This window comes from Sporosarcina luteola (genome assembly GCF_023715585.1).
GTDB lineage: Bacteria > Bacillota > Bacilli > Bacillales_A > Planococcaceae > Sporosarcina > Sporosarcina luteola_D.
On sequence record NZ_JAMBOK010000001.1, the window covers coordinates 1,024,052 to 1,042,658 of the forward strand.

An 18,607-nucleotide genomic window follows, 5' to 3' on the forward strand; every position below is an offset into this window, starting at 1 on the left:
GGCTCATCTGCAAAAGATGAGAGCCCTTTTTCATTTCTCCTCTTTGAAGTACTCCACCACCGATTCGGCGACCTTCATTGGAAGCCCTGCATCGTTCAACTCAAGGGCCGTTGCTTCCCGTATTTTCTTAACAGAACCGAAATGCTTCAGCAGCTGCTGTTTCCGCTTAGGTCCGACACCAGGCAATCCATCCAAAACTGAAGTCAAGGAATTGGTATCCCTGCGTTTCCTATGGAATGTTATGACGAACCGATGCACTTCATCCTGTATTCGCTGAAGTAGATAAAATGCTTCACTCGTCCGTTTTAACGGAACGACTTCCACTGGATTCCCATACAGCAATTGGGCGGTCTGGTGCTTGTCGTCCTTGGCAAGTCCGGCAATCGGAATGGACAAACCGAGTTCATCCTCGATCACTTCACGGGCGATTTCCATCTGCCCTTTCCCGCCATCGATGATGATCAGATCCGGCAATGGTAGATTATCTCTTAACACCCTTACATACCGTCTTCTGATCACTTCTCGCATTGCTCCATAATCGTCATGGGCTGCGGCTGTCTTCGTTTTGTATTTCCTATAATCTTTGCGGTTCGGTCTCCCATCGATGAATGAAACCATGGCGGATACCGGATCTCCCCCCCCGGTATGGGAGTTGTCGAACGCTTCAATCCGCAAGGGAGTCGAGATCCTCAACGCCTCTCCCAGATCTTCACAAGCACCGATCGTCCTTTGCTCCTGGCGTTCAATCAGCTGGAATTTTTCACGCAAAGAAATTTCAGCGTTTTTATTCGATAATTTCACGAGATCCTTTTTCTTTCCACGTTGCGGGATGAATACATTCACGTTCAATAGTTGCTGAACAATTTCCTGGTCGATCCCTTCCGGCAGTAATATTTCCTTCGGCAGAAGGTGACCGGTCTTACCGTAGAACTGACCGATGAACGTCAACATCTCTTCCTCAGGGTCCTGATACAAAGGGAATATGGAAACATCCCTTTCAATCAATTTGCCTTGTCGCACAAAAAACACTTGGACGCACATCCAACCCTTTTCAACCGCGTAACCGAATACATCCCGATCAGTAAAGTCATTCATCATCATCGTTTGTTTCTCCATGACCGCTTCGATATTGACAATTTGATCCCGGTATTCTTTAGCACGTTCGAATTCCAGGTTCTCTGCAGCCGCGGACATTTTCTCCGTCAACTCATTCTTAACGCTCTTGTAACCGCCGTTCAGGAAACGGCTGATGTCGTCCACCATTTCCTTGTATGTTTCCTGCTTGATTTCATTCACGCACGGAGCGAGGCATTGGCCCAAATGATAGTACAGACAGACCCGGTCGGGCAGCTGATGGCATTTGCGGTAAGGATATAATCGATCCAACAGCTTCTTCGTTTCATGCGCCGCTGTGGCATTCGGATAAGGACCGAAATACTTACCTTTATCCTTTTTAAGTTGTCTCGTCACAATCAGCTTAGGATGCCGCTCGGAGGTGATTTTTAAATAAGGGTACGTCTTGTCGTCCTTCAGCATGATATTGTATTTCGGGTCATACTGTTTAATGAGGTTCAGCTCAAGAATGAGCGCCTCGATGTCAGATGTTGTAACGATATATTCAAAGTCCTCGATTTCCCCGACGAGGCGCTGTGTTTTCGCATCATGGGATCCTGTGAAATAACTGCGGACCCTATTTTTCAGTATTTTTGCCTTGCCAACGTAAATAATTGTGCCTTGGCGGTCCTTCATCAAGTAGCAGCCTGGCAAGTCCGGCAGCAGGGACAATTTATGCTCTATTTGTTCTTTCATCATTCTCACCTACCAAAAAAACCGGGTTCCAATGAAGGTTCCCGGTTTTCAAGTAATTCATTACGCGTGTTTTTCAATCAGTTCAGCAAGTTGTTCTTTCGGTTGGAAACCGACAACTTTGTCGACAATTTCCCCGTCTTTGAAGAGGACAAGTGTCGGAATTGACATGATGCCGTATTCACCGGCTGTTGCTTGGTTTTCGTCAACGTCGACTTTAACGATTTTCGCTTTACCGTTCAGGTCGCCGTCAAGTTCTTCCAATACAGGAGCGATCATTTTACAAGGTCCGCACCATGTTGCCCAGAAGTCAACAAGGACGAGGCCGTCTTTTGTCTGTTCTTTAAAGTCTTGGTCAGTTGCATGAAGAATAGCCATATGATTATTTCCTCCTTTAGTAAATCAAACTATGATTGCATTATAGCATGTCAAATATAGCCGAGCGAAACATCTGCTTATAGCAGGCGAAAGGCCCCCGCTATTGCAGGAGCCTCTGAAATATCAATTCGTTTTGACTTTCTTGATTTCTTCAATCATCATCGGAATGACTTCAAACAAGTCTCCAACGATGCCGTAGTCTGCTACTTTAAAAATATTTGCTTCTGGGTCTTTGTTGATGGCGACAATCACTTTTGAGTTGGACATCCCGGCCATATGCTGGATAGCGCCTGAAATTCCCGCTGCGATGTACAGATCAGGTGTTACAACTTTACCAGTCTGTCCGATTTGTAATGAATAGTCGCAGTAATCCGCATCACATGCTCCTCGGGATGCACCGACCGCTCCGCCGAGCAAGTTTGCCAATTCTTCAAGAGGTGCAAAACCTTCTGCACTTTTCACGCCGCGTCCGCCGGCAATGACGACTTTCGCTTCCGAAAGATCAACGCCTTCTGTCGATTTGCGTACGACTTCACTAATGACCGAGCGAAGGTTGGTAATGTCGACCGAAACAGAGGAGACATCACCTGAACGGCTATCATCCTTGGCAAGCGGTTCGATGTTGTTTGGACGGACTGTAATGAAGAGAAGGCCGTCTTTGTTCTTTACCTTTTCAAATGCCTTGCCGGAGAAGATCGGACGGATGAAAACTGCGTCATCGCCTTCCCCGTCAATTGCCGTTACATCGGATATCAACCCCGATGCTAGCTTACTAGCAATCTTCGGAGATAGATCTTTCCCTAATGCCGTATGTCCGAATACAATGGCGTCAGGCTTTTCCTGATCATAAACCGCCATGAATGCTTGACCGAAGCCGTCTGATGTATAGTGTTTCAAATGCGGATGTTCCACCGTGATGACACGATCCGCACCGTGTTTGATCATTTCTTCCCCTAATGATTGAACTGCGTCGCCAAATAGCAAACCGACGATTTCCCCGCCGCCCGCCACCGTTTTGGCAGCTGCAATCGCCTCGAATGAAACGTTACGCAATGCCCCTTCACGAGCTTCACCAAGTACTACTACTTTCTTAGACATATAGAGTCCCTCCCATTACGATATGAAATCAACGATTAATCAATTCTTGCTATCAAAGCACCTTTGCTTCTTTATTCAGAAGATCCACAAGCTCTTTCACTTGGTGGGACAAGTCGCCCTCAAGGACGCGTCCCGCCGCTTTTTGCGGAGGAAGATAGATTTCGATTGTTTCCGTCTTCGCTTCCACGTCGTCCTCATCAAGATCCAAGTCGTCCAATTCCAGTTCATCAAGAGGCTTTTTCTTCGCCTTCATGATTCCTGGCAAAGAAGGATAGCGAGGTTCGTTCAAACCTTGCTGTGCTGTGACGAGTAATGGCAAGGAAGTTTCGATTGTTTCGGAATCCCCTTCTACGTCACGGATGATTTTTACGGAAGTGCCTTCGATTTCAAGATTTGTAATTGTCGTTACATAATTGATTCCCAGAAGTTCTGCAACACGTGGCCCCACTTGTCCTGAGCCGCCGTCGATTGCGACGTTCCCCGCAAGGATTAGGTCCGCATTTTTGTCTTTCAAGTACTCGGCGATGATTTTAGCAGCCGTGAACTCGTCCATCTCATCCAAATCATCTTCTGTGTTGATAAGGACCGCTTTGTCCGCCCCCATTGCAAGCGCTGTACGAAGTTGCTTTTCGGCCTCTTCGTCGCCGATCGTGATGACGGTCACTTCACCGCCGTGCTCATCGCGTACTTGGATCGCCTCTTCAATTGCATATTCGTCGTAAGGATTGATGATGAATTCAGCGCCGTCCTCAACGATCTTACCGTTTGATACAGCGATTCTTTCCTCCGTGTCAAATGTCCGTTTCACCAATGCATAAATGTTCATCTTGCAGACCTCCCTGGCTTTTTTAATTCCCTTTGAAATGTGGTTCCCTTTTTTCAATGAATGCTTGAATGCCCTCTTTTGCATCCTCAGAGACGAATACTTCACCGAACGAATCGGCTTCAGCCTTCACCCCTTCGTAGAACGAGTCTGTTTTCGTATATTGGAGCATGCGGAGAGCTGCCTTCATGGCAATTGGACTCTTCTTCGCAATTTTCGTTGCGATTTCCATTGTCTTCGGAAGCAGTTCCTCATCCGGGAACGCACGATTGGCTAGACCCCACTGGACCGCCTCTTCCCCAGTTATGGGTTCACTCGTTAACAGCATTTCCGCAGCCTTCGCCATACCGACATACCGCGGCAAGCGTTGCGTTCCTGCAAAACCGGGAATCAATCCCAATTGCAATTCCGGCAATCCGAGTTTTGCCCTCTCCGTGACAAACCGGATATGGCATCCCATCGCCAATTCGAGACCCCCGCCAAGCGCAGCGCCGTGAATTGCAGCAATAATCGGCTTTTTGAAACTTTCCATCCGTTCGAAGACGTCCTGTCCAGCTGAAGCAAGCTGCGAAAATTGTTCACCGGACGTCACTGTCGTGAATTCCTTAATATCGGCGCCTGCCGAAAAGAATTTCCCGTCCCCATGAAGTACGATGACTCTTACGGAATCATCATTCTCCACCTTGTCGAGCATTTGATCAACCTCTCGGATAAGACCGCTTGATAATGCATTGGCAGGCGGTCTATTGATTGTTGCAACCGCAACTCCGTCTTCAATCGCAATTTTCAAGAACTCCATTCATTCCCCACCCTTTCCGAAATGCCTATTCATCATCGCTCATTCATCGTATGTGTTTACGCTTTCATTCCATTTAAAAGTAAGCGATGGACTTCTGGTGCCAATTTCATCAAATCGTACTTTTGATCATTCATCACCCAGGAGGTAATGGTTTCGTCAATCGTCCCGAATACCATTTGGCGTGCCAACCGAATATCGATTTGCTGGTCAAACTCACCTTTTTTGATTCCTTCTGTCAGGATGGCATCGAGCAAAGTCAAGTATTCTTTCAAAACCTCATTGATTCTGTACCGAAGATCTTTGTTTGATTGCCGAAGTTCCAATTGCGTTACAATGGCTAGGTGGCGGTCGCCATTGAGCAAACTGAAATGGTTTTCTATCATCTTTGCAAGCATTTCTGTCGCAGAGATTTCTTTTTTCAGGATTTCCTGTACGTTTTCTACGAAAACCCCCATCTTCTCCCGGAAAACCGAGATAAGGATATCCTCTTTATTTTTGAAATAGAGATAGATCGTTCCGTCCGCGACGCCCGCTTCCTTGGCGATTTTCGAGACTTGCGCCTGATGATAACCATTTTCGGCAATGACGATGACGGCCGCATCCACTATCTGTTTATATTTCGGTTTATCACGTTTCATTTTTTCACCACCAAAAAGAAAATATGAATGAGTATTCATTCATATTTTCATATTAATCGTTAATTTGATTGTCGTCAAGTCTTTCATTAAGAAGTTTGCAATTCCTGCGCCAACTTCTTTTTCTCCTCATCAACGAGGGCACGCCGCAATATTTTTCCGATTGCGGTCTTCGGCAACTCTTTCCTGAACTCATACTGACGCGGCACTTTGAACGATGCCAATTGTTCACGGCAATAGGTATTCAATTCTTCTTCGGTCACAGATTCTCCTTCTTTTAGAACGATATATGCTTTTACGGTCTCTCCCCGGTAAGGGTCGGGAATTCCCGCGACGACACATTCTTGAATCGCCTCGTGCTCGTAAAGGACTTCTTCGATTTCACGCGGATAAATATTGAAGCCGCTTGCAATGATCATATCTTTTTTCCTGTCAACGACATAGAAATGGCCTTCGTCGTCCATATACCCTAAATCTCCGGTCAATAGCCACCCGTCTCGGAACGTTTCGTTAGTCTCTTCTGGTCGGTTCCAATAACCTTTCATCACTTGAGGACCTCTGACCGCAATTTCCCCGACTTCCCCGTTCGGCAAAGGTTCTGATGATTCCGGTCCTAAGATGCAGGCATCCGTGTCAGGCCAAGGAACTCCGATAGACCCCTTTACACGTCTTTCTTCCCATACAAAATTCGCGATGGCAACAGGCGACGTCTCCGTTAATCCGTATCCTTCCACGAGCTTCCCGCCAGTCACCTTTTCGAATCGATCCTGAAGTTCGACAGGCAATGCAGCCGATCCACTAATGCACGCTTTAATGGATGATAGGTCATACTTCGCGAGATCAGGATGATTCAGCAATCCGATATAGATTGTCGGAGCACCAGGGAAGAGCGTCGGTTTTTGTTTATCGATCGCCTTCAATGCAGTATCGAAGTCGAATTTAGGTATCAGCACCATTTTATTGCCTAACATGACAGATAAGACAAGGACTGTCGTCATGCCATACACATGGAAGAATGGCAGGATTCCCATGACTGTCTCTTCTCCGTCTTCACATTTATACAACCACGCATTGCACATCTGCGCATTGCTGATCAGATTGGCATGCGTCAGCATGACCCCTTTCGGCGGTCCTGTCGTGCCACCGGTATATTGAAGCAATGCAATGTCTTCGTCGAAATTAAAATCATAGGAAACCGGATTGGGTTTAGCTATTTTCATTATTTCCGTGAAAAGATGGTTCATGCCCCGGTGCTCCACTTTCACAATGATGCCATGCTCTTTTTTCTGGATGAACGGATAGATAAGATTTTTAGGAAATGGCAAGTACTCTTTAATTCCGGTAATGATGACATGCTCCAATTTCGTTTCCTTTACGATCTTCGTAATACGCCCGAAAAGAATATCAAGCGAAATGATAGCCTTTGCCCCAGAATCCGACATCTGATAAGCCAATTCCCTTTCTGTATAAAGCGGATTCGTCTGCACGACAATTCCTCCGATATAGAGGATGCCGTAGTAGGCGATTGCACTTTGCGGACAGTTCGGGAGCATGATTGCAACACGATCCCCTTTTTCAAGGCCAAGTGAACGCAAATAGTTTGCAAATTTCAACGCAGACTCATGGAACTCTTTATAGCTTATGTCCTTCCCCATGAAATGCATGGCCGTCTTATCAGGAAACTTGTTTGCTGATCTCGTCAGGAATTCTTGAAGCGGAATCCGATCATAGACAATCGTCTTCGGTATTTCTGCTGGATACATATCCAACCAAGGTCTTGCTGTCATTGTAACCCCCCCTTTTCCCATTCCAATACTTTGAAAATTCCCTCTTAAAATATTATATCGATAAATGAATCCGCTTTCAAATAGAATATTACTTTTCCTGTGAAAAAATGCCTTGACCGGCAAATTTCAGTCAAGGCGTATTTGTGAACATCCAGTAAATTCCTACTAGAATGAAAAGAATACAGACAACGATTAATATCTTAGACAATTTCTCCATATCAAGTCTCCTATGAAATGCTGGCACCGATTACAAACGACAAGCCTACAGATATCGTCAGTGAAATGAATCCGACTGAGCGGTTATCCTCTTCGATCTCCTTATCAATCTGGAACCTCGGTGTAAGGAATTCAAATAGCACATATGCTACTACGAGCAGGAAAAAACCGAACAGGCCCCATCCAATCATTTGTGGCAATGAATTATGCTGCTCGATTGAATAGCGGAAGATATTTGCCACTCCAAATATCTTCCCCCCCGTCGCCATGGCGACCGCTACATTCCCTTTCCGGATCTCTTCCCAGTTATTATATTTTGTCACAAGTTCAAATAGCACCATCGAAAAGATGAGGCAAAGGACTACAACGCTGAAGTAGCCTGTCGTTTCTACGAGAGGATGACTCCAAAAACCGATTTCCGTCATTTATTTTGACTCCTTTGAAATTCATTCATCCAAACGTTTACGGATAGGCGCCCGAAAAGTTTCATTTCGCTTTACTGCTGTTTACTTTAATTCGACGACAGTCACTCCATGCCCGCCTTCGCCCGCTTCTCCATAACGGTAGCTTTTTACACGAGGATGATTCTTCAAATACGTTTGCACACCTTGCCGCAAAGCTCCCGTCCCTTTTCCGTGGATAATCGACACTTGGTGATAATTGGACAGCAAGGCATCGTCCAAATATTTTTCCGTACGATGCAAGGCATCTTCATATCTTTCTCCACGAAGATCCAGTTCTAGTTTAACATAGGAATCTCTTCCTCTGACAGATGCTGAGACGACAGTATCTTTTACTTTTTCGGGCTTCGTATATTCCAGCACGGATTCGTCGAGTTTCATTTTCAAGATCCCGATTTGGACGATCCATTCATTTGCTGACACCTTCTCGACCAAGGTACCCTTCTGTCCGTATGTGATGACCTTCACTTCGTCACCGGCTTCAAGAGGCCTCGGTGCAGCTTTCGCTTTAATCTTTTTCTTCTTCTCTTCGGGAGCTGCTCCTTCCAGCCTTTTACGTGCTTCAATCAGTTCATGCTCTTTGACGTTAGCTCCGGCGTTCAAACGCAATGCACGTAAATCTGAAATGACAGCTTCCGATTCGGCGCGTGCATCGTCTACGATTTTCTTCGCTTTCCCTTTTGCATTCTCGATGAGTTTTTCTTTCATAGCATCGAATTCGGATACTTTCGTTTCCAATTCACGTTTTAATTTTTCCGTTTCGATAAGCAATGCATGCGTCTGCTCGGCATCCTTTTCAGATTGAACCCTGCTCGATTCTAATGAAGCGATCATTGAATCGACTTCACCGCGATCTGTTCCTGTGAATTTCTTTGCCCGTTTGATGATATGTTCATGTAGACCGAGCCGCTGTGAAATTTCGAATGCATTACTTCTTCCAGGAACTCCTATCAATAAACGATAAGTCGGGCTCAACGTATCAATATCGAATTCCACACTGGCATTCGCCACACCCGGACGATTATATCCATACGCCTTCAACTCCGGATAGTGGGTCGTCGCCATGACTCTTGCCCCTGTGCCATGCACTTCATCCAAGATGGAAATAGCCAATGCCGCCCCTTCCTGCGGATCAGTGCCCGAGCCTAGTTCGTCAAAAATGAGCAGCGACCGGGAATCAAATTTCTTCAGGATATCGACAATGTTCACCATATGCGATGAAAACGTACTTAGGCTTTGTTCGATGGACTGTTCATCGCCAATATCCGCGTAGACAGAGTCGAAGACGGCAACTTCAGATCCGTCCAATGCAGGAATCGGAAGTCCCGCCTGAGCCATCAATGTGCACAAGCCTACCGTCTTCAATGTGACGGTCTTCCCTCCTGTATTCGGACCTGTAATGACAATTGTTGTAATCTCTTTGCCGAATTCAATCGTATTGGCAACAGCCTGTTCGATCGGCAGCAAAGGATGACGCGCTTTTGCCAGCCGGATATAGCCTTCATTATTTACGGTCGGTTTCGTACATTTATGCGCAATTCCATACTTTGATTTGGCAAGGATGATATCAATTTCCGATAAAATATCGACAAGGACAAAAAGATCATGGGCCACCTCTTGGACTTTGACAGACAGCTCCTGCAAAATCTTTTCAATTTCATCCTTCTCTTTCATTTTCAAGTTGCGGATTTCATTATTTGCCTGCACGACACCATCCGGCTCGATGAACAACGTATGCCCCGATGATGACATGTCATGGATGACGCCCCCGAAGTGGGATCTGTATTCCGACTTGACAGGAATGACGTATCTGTCATTTCTGATCGTCACGATGGAATCTGAAAGCATTTTCGATGCGTTCCTTCCCCTCGTATAGCCCTCAAGCTTTTCCCGTACACGTCCCTCCTGGATGCGCAAGCTCTGCCGAATAGATCGAAGCGTGCCCGATGCACTGTCGACAACATGCCCATTGTCGTCAATCGCGGCATTAATTTCATGCTCAAGTCCTGTAAGGATTGGCAAAGCTTCTTTCTTAGCTAGAAAATGCGGAATTTCAATATCTTCGTCTGCATCCACCGCTTCGATGAACTGTCTCAAAATCCGGCTCGCACGTATCGTATTCGCAGTTTCCATCAATTCATATGCACTAAGTACACCGCCGATTTGTGCTCGTTTTGCATGTGGTCGAATGTCGCTGATTCCACCCATCGGCACGTTACCACGCACTCTCAAGATTGCAAGCCCCTCGTCCGTCTCTTCAAGTAAACGAACCACTTCCTGGTAGTCGCTAACTGGAACCAGTTTTTCCATATATGTCCGTCCCGCAGATGATGTGCAATAGGTTGCTACAATATCCCGGATTTTATCAAACTCAAGTGTTTTTAAAACACGTTTTTCCAATGCATTACACTTCCCTTCATTTCCGTATAATTTCACGGATGAATTGTTCAAGCGGCCACGTATTTACGACCGTCTCTTTTTTCAACCACGCTTTTTGCGCGTATTTCACACCAATTTTCATATGCTCCAATTGATCGATTGCATGTGCATCCGTATTGATGGCAATTTTGACGCCCGCCTGCTGTGCCATCGCCAAATATTCAACAGCCAAGTCGAAGCGGTGCGGATTGCCGTTTAGTTCAAGAACTTTATCATACGTCTTCGCCCATTCAATTAATTGAGGCACGTCAGGGTTATAGCCGTCCCTCTGGCCTATAATCCTACCAGTTGGATGAGCGATCATCGTAACATACGGATTTTTCATTGCCGCATGCAGCCTGTCCATGATCTTTTCCTGCGGCTGATTGAAATTTGAATGGATGGACGCGATGACGAAATCCAGCTCCTGTAATAAATCATCATCAAAATCAAGAGATCCATCCGGAAGGATATCCATTTCCGTCCCACAGAATATCTCAATATCGTCATATTCCTCATTCAATTTCCGGATCTCTTCAATTTGGCTTCGGACCCTCTCAGGCGTCAATCCATTTGCTATCTTCAAGTATTGTGTATGATCTGTAATTACCATATGGGAGTAGCCCCGATCTCTGCATGCTTCGACCATCTCACGAATAGAATATCCACCGTCAGACCACGTCGTATGCATATGGAAATCGCCTCGAATATCCTCAAGCGTTACCAGTCCCGCAATTTCATGCGCCCGATCGATTTCCTTCCCGTCCTTCCGTAAAGAAGGGGGAATGAAAGGCAGATCAAAGAAGGCGAAGAAATCGGATTCAGATTCAAATGTCTTTACTGTTCCATCTTCCAATTCAACACCGTATTCGCTAATCTTCATTCCTTGTGACTTGGCAAGTTGACGCATCTTCACATTATGGTCTTTCGAACCTGTAAAATGGTGCAACGCCGTCGCAAATTGTTCCTCAGTCACAAAGCGGAAATCTGCATCGACCAGTTCAGCCATATCGAGAACGACCGACAGCTTGGAGTCGCCCGCTGCGACCGTTTCCTCGATCGGCATAACTTCCATCAACTTTTCCCGAACAGCAGCAGGTTCATCCGTTACAATGATGAAATCGACATCGCTGCTTTCCTCTTCTGCACGACGGAAACTTCCTGCTACCGAAAAACGGATGATTTCCTTTATTCCACGTAATTCATCCTCAATTGCTTTGACAATCGATTCCACTTGCCAGACCGGCAGCTTCCCTTTCTTGGTACCGAGCTGTTCAAGTTCGTGCAGGATCTTCTCTTCAGTCTTTTTGCCGAATCCGGGAAGGCCGCTCACTTTGTTCGCTTCACAAGCAAGACGCAACGACTCAATGGAATCGATACCGATCGCTTCCCTAAGTTTGGCAATTCTTTTACCGCCTAGTCCAGGCACTTTCAATAAAGGGATAAGCCCTTTTGGAACTTCCTCTTCAAGCTCCTTCAACAGGTCGGACTCGCCCTTTTCCATCAGATCGATGATGACTGCGCCTGTCCCTTTACCGATCCCCTTTAATTTCAATATATCATCCATTTCCGCTAGGCTCCGCGGATCGAGTTCAAGCACATTCGCCGCTTTCCGGAATGCCCCCACTTTAAATGGATTCTCCCCTAATAACTCCATATATAGTGCGATTTTTTCAAATGTGCGAATGATTGTTTTCTTGTTCATGCGTCACCACTCCTCCATTTACCTAAATCGTTTTCGAAAAAAGGCTTCCCCCCAACCAAGGGGGGAAGCCGTTCAGAATGATTGTATAGGACAGCCTACGTTTTTGCACGGGCCGCAATACATCACTTCATATAGATATACCACCATTTTTTCACCGTTTCAGAAATGATCGGCGTATGTTCAAATATTGCGTCTGCCAACAACGATTTTCCAATCATCTCTTGAATGGAATCCATCGGCAGCATTGACAGTAGATAGAGTAATAGGAATATGAGAATATAAAACTCGATGAAACCTAGTACTGCTCCTCCAAAACGTGATAAAAAGCCCAATACCGGCAGGAACTTAAGGAAATCAAACATGGATGCAACCAACTGCAATACAAATTTGACTACGATAAAAATGATGACAAATGCAAGGACCCTATAAAATGTCTGATCCAGATCAAGCTGTTCAACTGTCCAGCTCAATTTGGATGCCGCCGTCACGCCGGGGTATGGAATCCATAAGACAAACTTCTCAGACAATGGTTTATAGTATATGTAAGCAATGATAAGGGCAATAAAGAAGCCTGTCATATGTATTATCTGTACGATAAGCCCACGCCTAAAACCGGTGATCAATCCTCCCAGAAAGAGGAATAATAGTATTAAATCAAGCATATACGACCGTCAACCCTTCAACTTATTCAATTCTTCTTCAAGGAGCTCAATTCGTTCTTTCAGTTTCAAATAATCGTGCACACTATTTACAGCGGTGAGGACCGCAATTTTTGAACTGTCCAAATAAGGATTTCGAGAACTGATTTCCTTCATTCTCTCATCGACCATCGAAGCGACGAGCTTGACATGACTGCTCGTTTCACTGCCGACAATAGTATACGTCTGTCCATATATGTCAACCGCAACGCGCGTTTTTTGCTCGTCTGCCAATGATGAACCCTCCCTAAATCAATTACGCCTCGGCGTAATTGCGTCCAGATTTTGAATTGAGGCCTACAGGAAGTAGGTCATGCAGTCGTTGCGACAGGACGTCGCGGTCTTAGACTGCCTTCCTCATAACTCCATTCAAAATCTATGACATCCGCCGGAGGCTTTTAGTTGCTTCAGCCAGGAGCTGATGCAACTAAAAAGTTCTGTACCCAATCATACCATGAAATTGTTTTAGTTGAAAAGAGAAGGTAATGGTTTCACTGTTGAATTCCATTTCAGGTGGACTTACAAAAGCACAACATACATCTAACTTCAGGATTATTGTACAATACGGATAGATGGTTATGGAAGGGACGATATATATGAGCCAAAGTGTTCTTCAATTGGATAAAGCTAAGTTGGAAAAATTGATCTCCCATTATGCTGCCCTTAAAGTTATCCGAAATGCACCAGGCGTTGTTTTTGCGGCAAAGCTGCCGGATACGGCGATTACTGCATATAAATCTGGCAAAGTATTGTTTCAAGGCGGAGGCGCAATTCGGGAGGCTGCACTTTGGGGAAGTGTTGAGGGGCAGTCCTCTCCTAAGAAAACAAGCGTGAAAGGTGAAACTTTGCCTGAGCGTTTTTCCGAGCTTTCCGTCATTGGATCTGATGAAACAGGAACAGGGGACTTCTTCGGTCCCGTTACAGTTGCTGCATGTTTCGTCAGTTCAGATCAAGTCAAACTGGTACGTGAATTGGGCGTGAGGGATTCGAAGCAGCTGACCGACGATTTGATGCGGAAAATAGCTCCTAATTTACAAGCAACGCTAATCCACAGCGTCTTGACTTTGACAAATGAAAAGTATAACGAAGTGCAGGCAAAGGGATGGTCGCAAGGCAAAATTAAGGCGTTGCTTCATAACCAGGCATTGAAGCATGTGTTGCGTAAAATGCATGAAGAAAAACCCGATTATATTCTGATTGACCAGTTTGCGGAACGTGGCATTTATTATAGTCATATAAAAAGCGAGCCGGAAATCGTTCGTGAAAACGTCTTGTTTTCGACAAAGGCGGAAGGATTGCATGTAGCAGTTGCTGCTGCATCCATTATTGCAAGGGTTGCTTTTTTGGAAGAGATGGATCGATTGAGTGCGGCAGCCGGCGTCACACTTCCTAAAGGTGCAGGACGCGGTGTGGATGAAGCTGCGGCAAAGATTTTATTAAAAAATGGAGAAGCCGCTCTGAAATCGATGACGAAATGGCATTTTGCCAATGCAGAAAAAGCGAAAAAGATTGCGGCAATGAAAAGGTGATTGTTCTTTGGGCGCATGAAGGCTCTCTTTGGGCGCGTGGGTGCTGATTTTGGGCGTGGAACTGATTACTTTAGGCGTGAAACGGCTGGCTTTGAGAGCTTGAAGGCTCTCTTTGGGCGCGCGGGGGCTGACTTTGGGCGTTGAACTGATTGCTTTAGGCGCGAAACGGCTGGCTTTGAGCGCTTGAAGGCTCTCTTTGGGCGCGCGGGGGCTGACTTTGGGCGTGGAACTGATTGCTTTAGGCGCGAAACGGCTGGCTTTGGGCGCGGGACGGCCGGCTTTGGGCTCAGAGCTGATTGCTTTGGGCGCGGGACGGCCGACTTTGGGCGCTTGAAGGCTCTCTTTAGGCGCGCGGGGGCTGACTTTGGGTGTGGAACTGATTGCTTTAGGCGTGAAACGGCTGGCTTTGGGCGTGGAATTGATTGTTTTGGGCGCGGGACGGCCGGCTTTGGGCGCTTGAAGGCTCTTTTTAGGCGCGCGGGGGCTGACTTTGGGCGTGGAACTGATTGCTTTAGGCGTGAAACAGCTGACTTTGGGCGCTTGAAGGCTCTCTTTGGGCGCGGAACACCCCACTTTGGGTGCAGAATGCCCCTCATTGGACGCGACAATAAAAAAACCGCTTATGGAGATTACATTCCCCATAAGCGGTCTTTCATTTTATCCGCGAAGCTGTGCGCCTGCTTCCTCGGTTAATGCTTTCAATACCTTCTCATGTGCTTTGACGACTTCTTCGTCCGTCAATGTTCGTTCCGGGTCGAAATAAGTCATTGAGAACGCAAGTGATTTCTTGCCTTCTTCTACTTTGTCCCCTTCGTATAAATCGAACAGCTTCACATCTTTCAACAATTTGCCTCCCGCGTTACGGATGATCGTCTCCAGCATTCCTGCTGAAGTTTCGCTCGCAACAACGAGTGCAATATCCCTTGAAATGGATGGGAAACGTGGAACCGGGACATATAGAAGCTCGTCCGTTTCGACAGATAAGATTCTTTCAAGATTTAATTCCATGACATATGTCTCTTTCAAATCGCGTTTCTTCTGCTCTGTCGGATGGATTTGGCCAATCATGCCTATCCGTTCTCCGTTCAATAGAACAGCAGCCGTCCGTCCTGGATGCATGCCATCGATTACTGCTTTTTCAAACGACAGGCCTTCCAACAACCCCAGAAGATCCATCATGCCTTCTACAATCCCTTTGACTACGTAGAAGTCAACTTTCTTCGTCTCCGCTTGCCAAGCATGATCGACCCATTTGCCTGTAAGAACCGCTGATACGTGTTCAACTTCACAAGGAAGGCCATCTTCTTCTTCACCGAGGAAGACAGAGCCTGTTTCGTAAAGTGCAACTGAATCGATGCGACGCGCGACGTTATACGTAGCCGCCTCCAACAGATGAGGGACCAAGCTTTGACGAAGTACGCTCCGGTCCTCGCTCATCGGCATCAGCAATTCCGTTACCGGAGCCGTCTCCAAAGCAAACGCTTGCGCTTGCGCCTTCGACGTCAATGAATATGTGACTGCCTGATAAAGCCCCGCCCCTTCCAGGAACTGACGGACAATCCGACGCTTCGCCTGGTACGGTGTCAACCCGCCCGGTGTCGATTCGGATACAGGGAGTGTCTTCGGAATCTCATCATATCCGTGCATACGTGCAATTTCCTCTATAATATCTTCCTTGATCTTCAAATCCTGCCTGCGTGTCGGCGCATCGATGACCAGCTGTCCATTGATTGCCTGTGTAGGAATGCGTAGACGGTCCAAAATGGTGAGCATTTCGTCCATCGATATTTTCATGCCGAGGCGGCTATTGATGTAATCCGGTGAAATTGTAATGCGTTCTGCCGTTTTATCAAGTTCATCAAAGATGACTGATCCAGCAAGCACTTCCCCGCCTGCCAGCTCTGCCATAAGCTGAGCTGCACGTTCTGCTGCTTCCTGAACCCGGTTCGGATCGACGCCTTTTTCAAAGCGTGTACTTGCATCGCTTCGAAGTCCGACTTCTTTTGAAGTGCGACGAACTGATGATGGGGCGAAATAAGCGGATTCGATGACGACAGTTGTTGTTCCATCATGAACCTCCGAATTCGCTCCACCCATGACGCCTGCTAGAGCGACAGGCTCTTTTCCATTCGTAATGACAAGATTATGCGAGTTCAATTTCCGTTCAACATCATCCAACGTCGTCATTACTTCGCCCTCTTCTGCATGACGAACAACGATTTCACCCGTCTCAAGGCGGTCATAGTCGAATGCATGCAACGGCTGGCCATATTCCATTAAGACGTAATTCGTAATATCGACGACATTATTATGAGGACGGACGCCTGAAGCCATCAACGCATTTTGCAGCCATAGTGGAGACTCTGCCACTTTAATATTTTTCACGACTTTCGCTACGTACATCGGATTGTCGACTGTTGCATCTACACGTAGCTTCAGCAAATCTTCCGCTTTTTCCGTAGCCGTAGGATAATCAATCTCCGGAAGCGCAATCCCTTGTGATAAAATCGCGCTGACTTCATAAGCGACACCTAACATGCTTAGCGCATCTGAACGGTTCGGTGTCAAGTCAAATTCGAGCACTGTGTCGTCCAAACCAAGCAATGGTAGAGCATTTTCACCTGGCACTGCGTCTTCAGGCAGCACATATATGCCCTCCGCGTACGCCTTCGGAACAAGTTTCCCTTCAATTCCAAGCTCTTGCAAAGAACAGATCATTCCATTTGACTCTTCGCCGCGCAGTTTCGCTTTTTTAATCTTAAAATTACCTGGGAGAACCGCTCCTGGCCGCGCAACGATCACTTTTTGTCCTTGTGCGACATTCGGAGCCCCACAAATGATCTGTGTCGTCTCTTCCCCGACATCTACTTGGCAGATGTTTAATTTATCCGCTTCCGGATGCTTCACACACTCCACCACATGTCCGACAACGACATTCGTCATCCCTAGCGAACGATCGATGATGGAATCCACCTCGATGCCTGAACGTGTAATTCTTTCCGCTAAGTCTGCAGGATTGATCCCATTTATGTTGACGTACTTATTTAGCCATTTCGTTGATACTAACATCTAATCTCCTCCTTAAGCTTCCGTCCGATGGAATTGTGATATGAAGCGTACGTCATTCGTATAGAAATGACGGATATCTTCCACACCATATTTCAGCATCGCAATCCGCTCAGGTCCCATGCCGAATGCGAATCCTGTTACGACTGCAGGGTCGTAGCCCGCCATCTTCAGTACATTCGGATGCACCATTCCTGCGCCTAAAATTTCGATCCACCCTGTCTTTTTACAGACATTACAACCGTCCCCGCCGCATTTGAAGCAGGAAATGTCCATTTCAACGGATGGTTCAGTGAATGGGAAGAAGCTAGGCCGCAGACGGATTTCCCTTTCCGCACCGAACATTTTCTTTGCGAACAGGTCAAGCGTCCCTTTCAAGTCGCTCATACGGATATCTTCTCCTACAACGAGCCCTTCGATTTGCGTGAATTGGTGGGAGTGCGTGGCATCGTCATTGTCCCGGCGATACACTTTGCCAGGGCAGATGATTTTAATTGCACTTCCGCCTTTTGCCTCCATCGTTCTTGCCTGTACCGGCGAAGTATGTGTACGAAGAAGAATTTCCTCGGAAATATAGAAGGAATCCTGCATATCTCGAGCAGGATGTCCTTTCGGCAAATTAAGCGCTTCAAAGTTGTAGTAATCCTTTTCAACTTCAGGGCCTTCTGCGATTTCATAGCCCATGCTGATGAAGAAGTCTTCAATTTCTTCAACGACGCGTGTCAATGGATGATGATTGCCCGTTGGAGCCGGACGGCCAGGCAAAGTGACGTCAATCGCTTCTTTTTCCAATTGCGCATTGATCGCCTCTTCTTCCAGCTTTATCATTTTCGCTTCCAGTGATTCCGTCACCGCTTCACGGATGACGTTGACGAGCGCCCCCATTTTAGGACGTTCTTCAGCTGGCAGCTTCCCCATCCCTTTCAACAAATCAGTAATGGGACCTTTCTTGCCGAGGTAAGCGACACGGACGTCATTTAATTCTTTGACGGTCGATGCTTCCTGGATTTTCGTCAATGCTTCTTCTTTCAATTGCTGCAATTGTTGCTCCATTGTCATTCTCCTTTCAAAATAAAAAAACCCCGCCCCAAAAAAGGGACGAGGACGAGTTCGCGGTACCACCCTGATTATTATGCAGAACGCATAATCACTTCATTTGGAATAACGGTCCTCTACCGGCACGCCTTT

General features: G+C 46.5%; 15 protein-coding genes and 1 other annotated feature (1 of these 16 only partly in view). Of the genes, 1 reads left to right on the forward strand and 14 read right to left on the reverse strand.

Annotated elements, in window-relative coordinates:
• Window positions 1-30: 30 nt before the first annotated feature.
• The 12 genes from uvrC to zapA all read right to left on the reverse strand — a co-directional run bounded on the left by uvrC (window position 31) and on the right by zapA (window position 13,058).
• Window positions 31-1,809 (reverse strand): excinuclease ABC subunit UvrC, encoded by a 1,779-nt coding sequence (gene uvrC / locus M3193_RS05275; protein WP_251624871.1) that lies wholly within the window; start codon window positions 1,807-1,809, stop codon window positions 31-33.
• A 60-nt stretch (window positions 1,810-1,869) separates the two neighbouring features.
• The gene (gene trxA / locus M3193_RS05280) at window positions 1,870-2,184 is read right to left on the reverse strand and encodes a thioredoxin (protein WP_251624873.1); all 315 of its coding nucleotides are present in this window, start codon (window positions 2,182-2,184) and stop codon (window positions 1,870-1,872) included.
• A gap of 123 nt (window positions 2,185-2,307) precedes the next feature.
• Window positions 2,308-3,282, reverse strand: coding sequence for an electron transfer flavoprotein subunit alpha/FixB family protein (locus tag M3193_RS05285; RefSeq protein ID WP_251624875.1), 975 nt, complete (start codon window positions 3,280-3,282; stop codon window positions 2,308-2,310).
• Between the two features lie 52 nt (window positions 3,283-3,334).
• Window positions 3,335-4,108: an electron transfer flavoprotein subunit beta/FixA family protein gene (locus M3193_RS05290; protein WP_251624877.1), complete on the reverse strand. Its 774-nt coding sequence runs from the start codon at window positions 4,106-4,108 to the stop codon at window positions 3,335-3,337.
• A 22-nt stretch (window positions 4,109-4,130) separates the two neighbouring features.
• Window positions 4,131-4,904 carry an enoyl-CoA hydratase gene (locus tag M3193_RS05295; protein ID WP_251624879.1) on the reverse strand — a complete coding sequence of 258 codons (774 nt, stop codon included), beginning with the start codon at window positions 4,902-4,904 and terminating at the stop codon, window positions 4,131-4,133.
• 56 nt (window positions 4,905-4,960) lie between these two features.
• Complete coding sequence (locus M3193_RS05300; RefSeq protein WP_251624881.1) at window positions 4,961-5,542, reverse strand: TetR/AcrR family transcriptional regulator; 582 nt, start codon at window positions 5,540-5,542, stop codon at window positions 4,961-4,963.
• Between the two features lie 86 nt (window positions 5,543-5,628).
• Window positions 5,629-7,326 carry a long-chain-fatty-acid--CoA ligase gene (locus M3193_RS05305; protein WP_251624883.1) on the reverse strand — a complete coding sequence of 566 codons (1,698 nt, stop codon included), beginning with the start codon at window positions 7,324-7,326 and terminating at the stop codon, window positions 5,629-5,631.
• Window positions 7,327-7,553: 227 nt separating this feature from the next.
• Window positions 7,554-7,967 (reverse strand): DUF350 domain-containing protein, encoded by a 414-nt coding sequence (locus M3193_RS05310; RefSeq protein WP_251624885.1) that lies wholly within the window; start codon window positions 7,965-7,967, stop codon window positions 7,554-7,556.
• Window positions 7,968-8,048: 81 nt separating this feature from the next.
• The gene (locus M3193_RS05315) at window positions 8,049-10,403 is read right to left on the reverse strand and encodes an endonuclease MutS2 (RefSeq protein ID WP_251624888.1); all 2,355 of its coding nucleotides are present in this window, start codon (window positions 10,401-10,403) and stop codon (window positions 8,049-8,051) included.
• A gap of 16 nt (window positions 10,404-10,419) precedes the next feature.
• Window positions 10,420-12,126, reverse strand: coding sequence for a DNA polymerase/3'-5' exonuclease PolX (polX, locus tag M3193_RS05320; protein ID WP_251624889.1), 1,707 nt, complete (start codon window positions 12,124-12,126; stop codon window positions 10,420-10,422).
• 122 nt (window positions 12,127-12,248) lie between these two features.
• Window positions 12,249-12,788: a CvpA family protein gene (locus M3193_RS05325; RefSeq protein WP_251624891.1), complete on the reverse strand. Its 540-nt coding sequence runs from the start codon at window positions 12,786-12,788 to the stop codon at window positions 12,249-12,251.
• A gap of 9 nt (window positions 12,789-12,797) precedes the next feature.
• Window positions 12,798-13,058: a cell division protein ZapA gene (gene zapA, locus M3193_RS05330; RefSeq protein WP_251624893.1), complete on the reverse strand. Its 261-nt coding sequence runs from the start codon at window positions 13,056-13,058 to the stop codon at window positions 12,798-12,800.
• Window positions 13,059-13,420: 362 nt separating this feature from the next.
• Here zapA and rnhC point away from each other — a divergent pair, with 362 nt between their 5' ends.
• The gene (rnhC, locus tag M3193_RS05335) at window positions 13,421-14,353 is read left to right on the forward strand and encodes a ribonuclease HIII (RefSeq protein ID WP_251624895.1); all 933 of its coding nucleotides are present in this window, start codon (window positions 13,421-13,423) and stop codon (window positions 14,351-14,353) included.
• Between the two features lie 657 nt (window positions 14,354-15,010).
• Here the strand turns inward: rnhC and pheT are convergent.
• Complete coding sequence (gene pheT, locus M3193_RS05340) at window positions 15,011-17,422, reverse strand: phenylalanine--tRNA ligase subunit beta (RefSeq protein ID WP_251624897.1); 2,412 nt, start codon at window positions 17,420-17,422, stop codon at window positions 15,011-15,013.
• 12 nt (window positions 17,423-17,434) lie between these two features.
• Window positions 17,435-18,472 carry a phenylalanine--tRNA ligase subunit alpha gene (pheS, locus tag M3193_RS05345; protein WP_251624899.1) on the reverse strand — a complete coding sequence of 346 codons (1,038 nt, stop codon included), beginning with the start codon at window positions 18,470-18,472 and terminating at the stop codon, window positions 17,435-17,437.
• A gap of 38 nt (window positions 18,473-18,510) precedes the next feature.
• Window positions 18,511-18,607 (reverse strand) — a binding site (T-box leader) (it continues 132 nt past the right edge of the window).

Bases quoted from the DNA above. Each gene is read 5' to 3' on its own strand.
- uvrC (WP_251624871.1), bottom strand. From the start codon at position 1,809: ATGAAAGAACAAATAGAGCATAAATTGTCCCTGCTGCCGGACTTGCCA.
- trxA (WP_251624873.1), bottom strand. From the start codon at position 2,184: ATGGCTATTCTTCATGCAACTGACCAAGACTTTAAAGAACAGACAAAA.
- M3193_RS05285 (WP_251624875.1), bottom strand. From the start codon at position 3,282: ATGTCTAAGAAAGTAGTAGTACTTGGTGAAGCTCGTGAAGGGGCATTG.
- M3193_RS05290 (WP_251624877.1), bottom strand. From the start codon at position 4,108: ATGAACATTTATGCATTGGTGAAACGGACATTTGACACGGAGGAAAGA.
- M3193_RS05295 (WP_251624879.1), bottom strand. From the start codon at position 4,904: ATGGAGTTCTTGAAAATTGCGATTGAAGACGGAGTTGCGGTTGCAACA.
- M3193_RS05300 (WP_251624881.1), bottom strand. From the start codon at position 5,542: ATGAAACGTGATAAACCGAAATATAAACAGATAGTGGATGCGGCCGTC.
- M3193_RS05305 (WP_251624883.1), bottom strand. From the start codon at position 7,326: ATGACAGCAAGACCTTGGTTGGATATGTATCCAGCAGAAATACCGAAG.
- M3193_RS05310 (WP_251624885.1), bottom strand. From the start codon at position 7,967: ATGACGGAAATCGGTTTTTGGAGTCATCCTCTCGTAGAAACGACAGGC.
- polX (WP_251624889.1), bottom strand. From the start codon at position 12,126: ATGAACAAGAAAACAATCATTCGCACATTTGAAAAAATCGCACTATAT.
- M3193_RS05325 (WP_251624891.1), bottom strand. From the start codon at position 12,788: ATGCTTGATTTAATACTATTATTCCTCTTTCTGGGAGGATTGATCACC.
- rnhC (WP_251624895.1), top strand. From the start codon at position 13,421: ATGAGCCAAAGTGTTCTTCAATTGGATAAAGCTAAGTTGGAAAAATTG.
- pheT (WP_251624897.1), bottom strand. From the start codon at position 17,422: ATGTTAGTATCAACGAAATGGCTAAATAAGTACGTCAACATAAATGGG.
- pheS (WP_251624899.1), bottom strand. From the start codon at position 18,472: ATGGAGCAACAATTGCAGCAATTGAAAGAAGAAGCATTGACGAAAATC.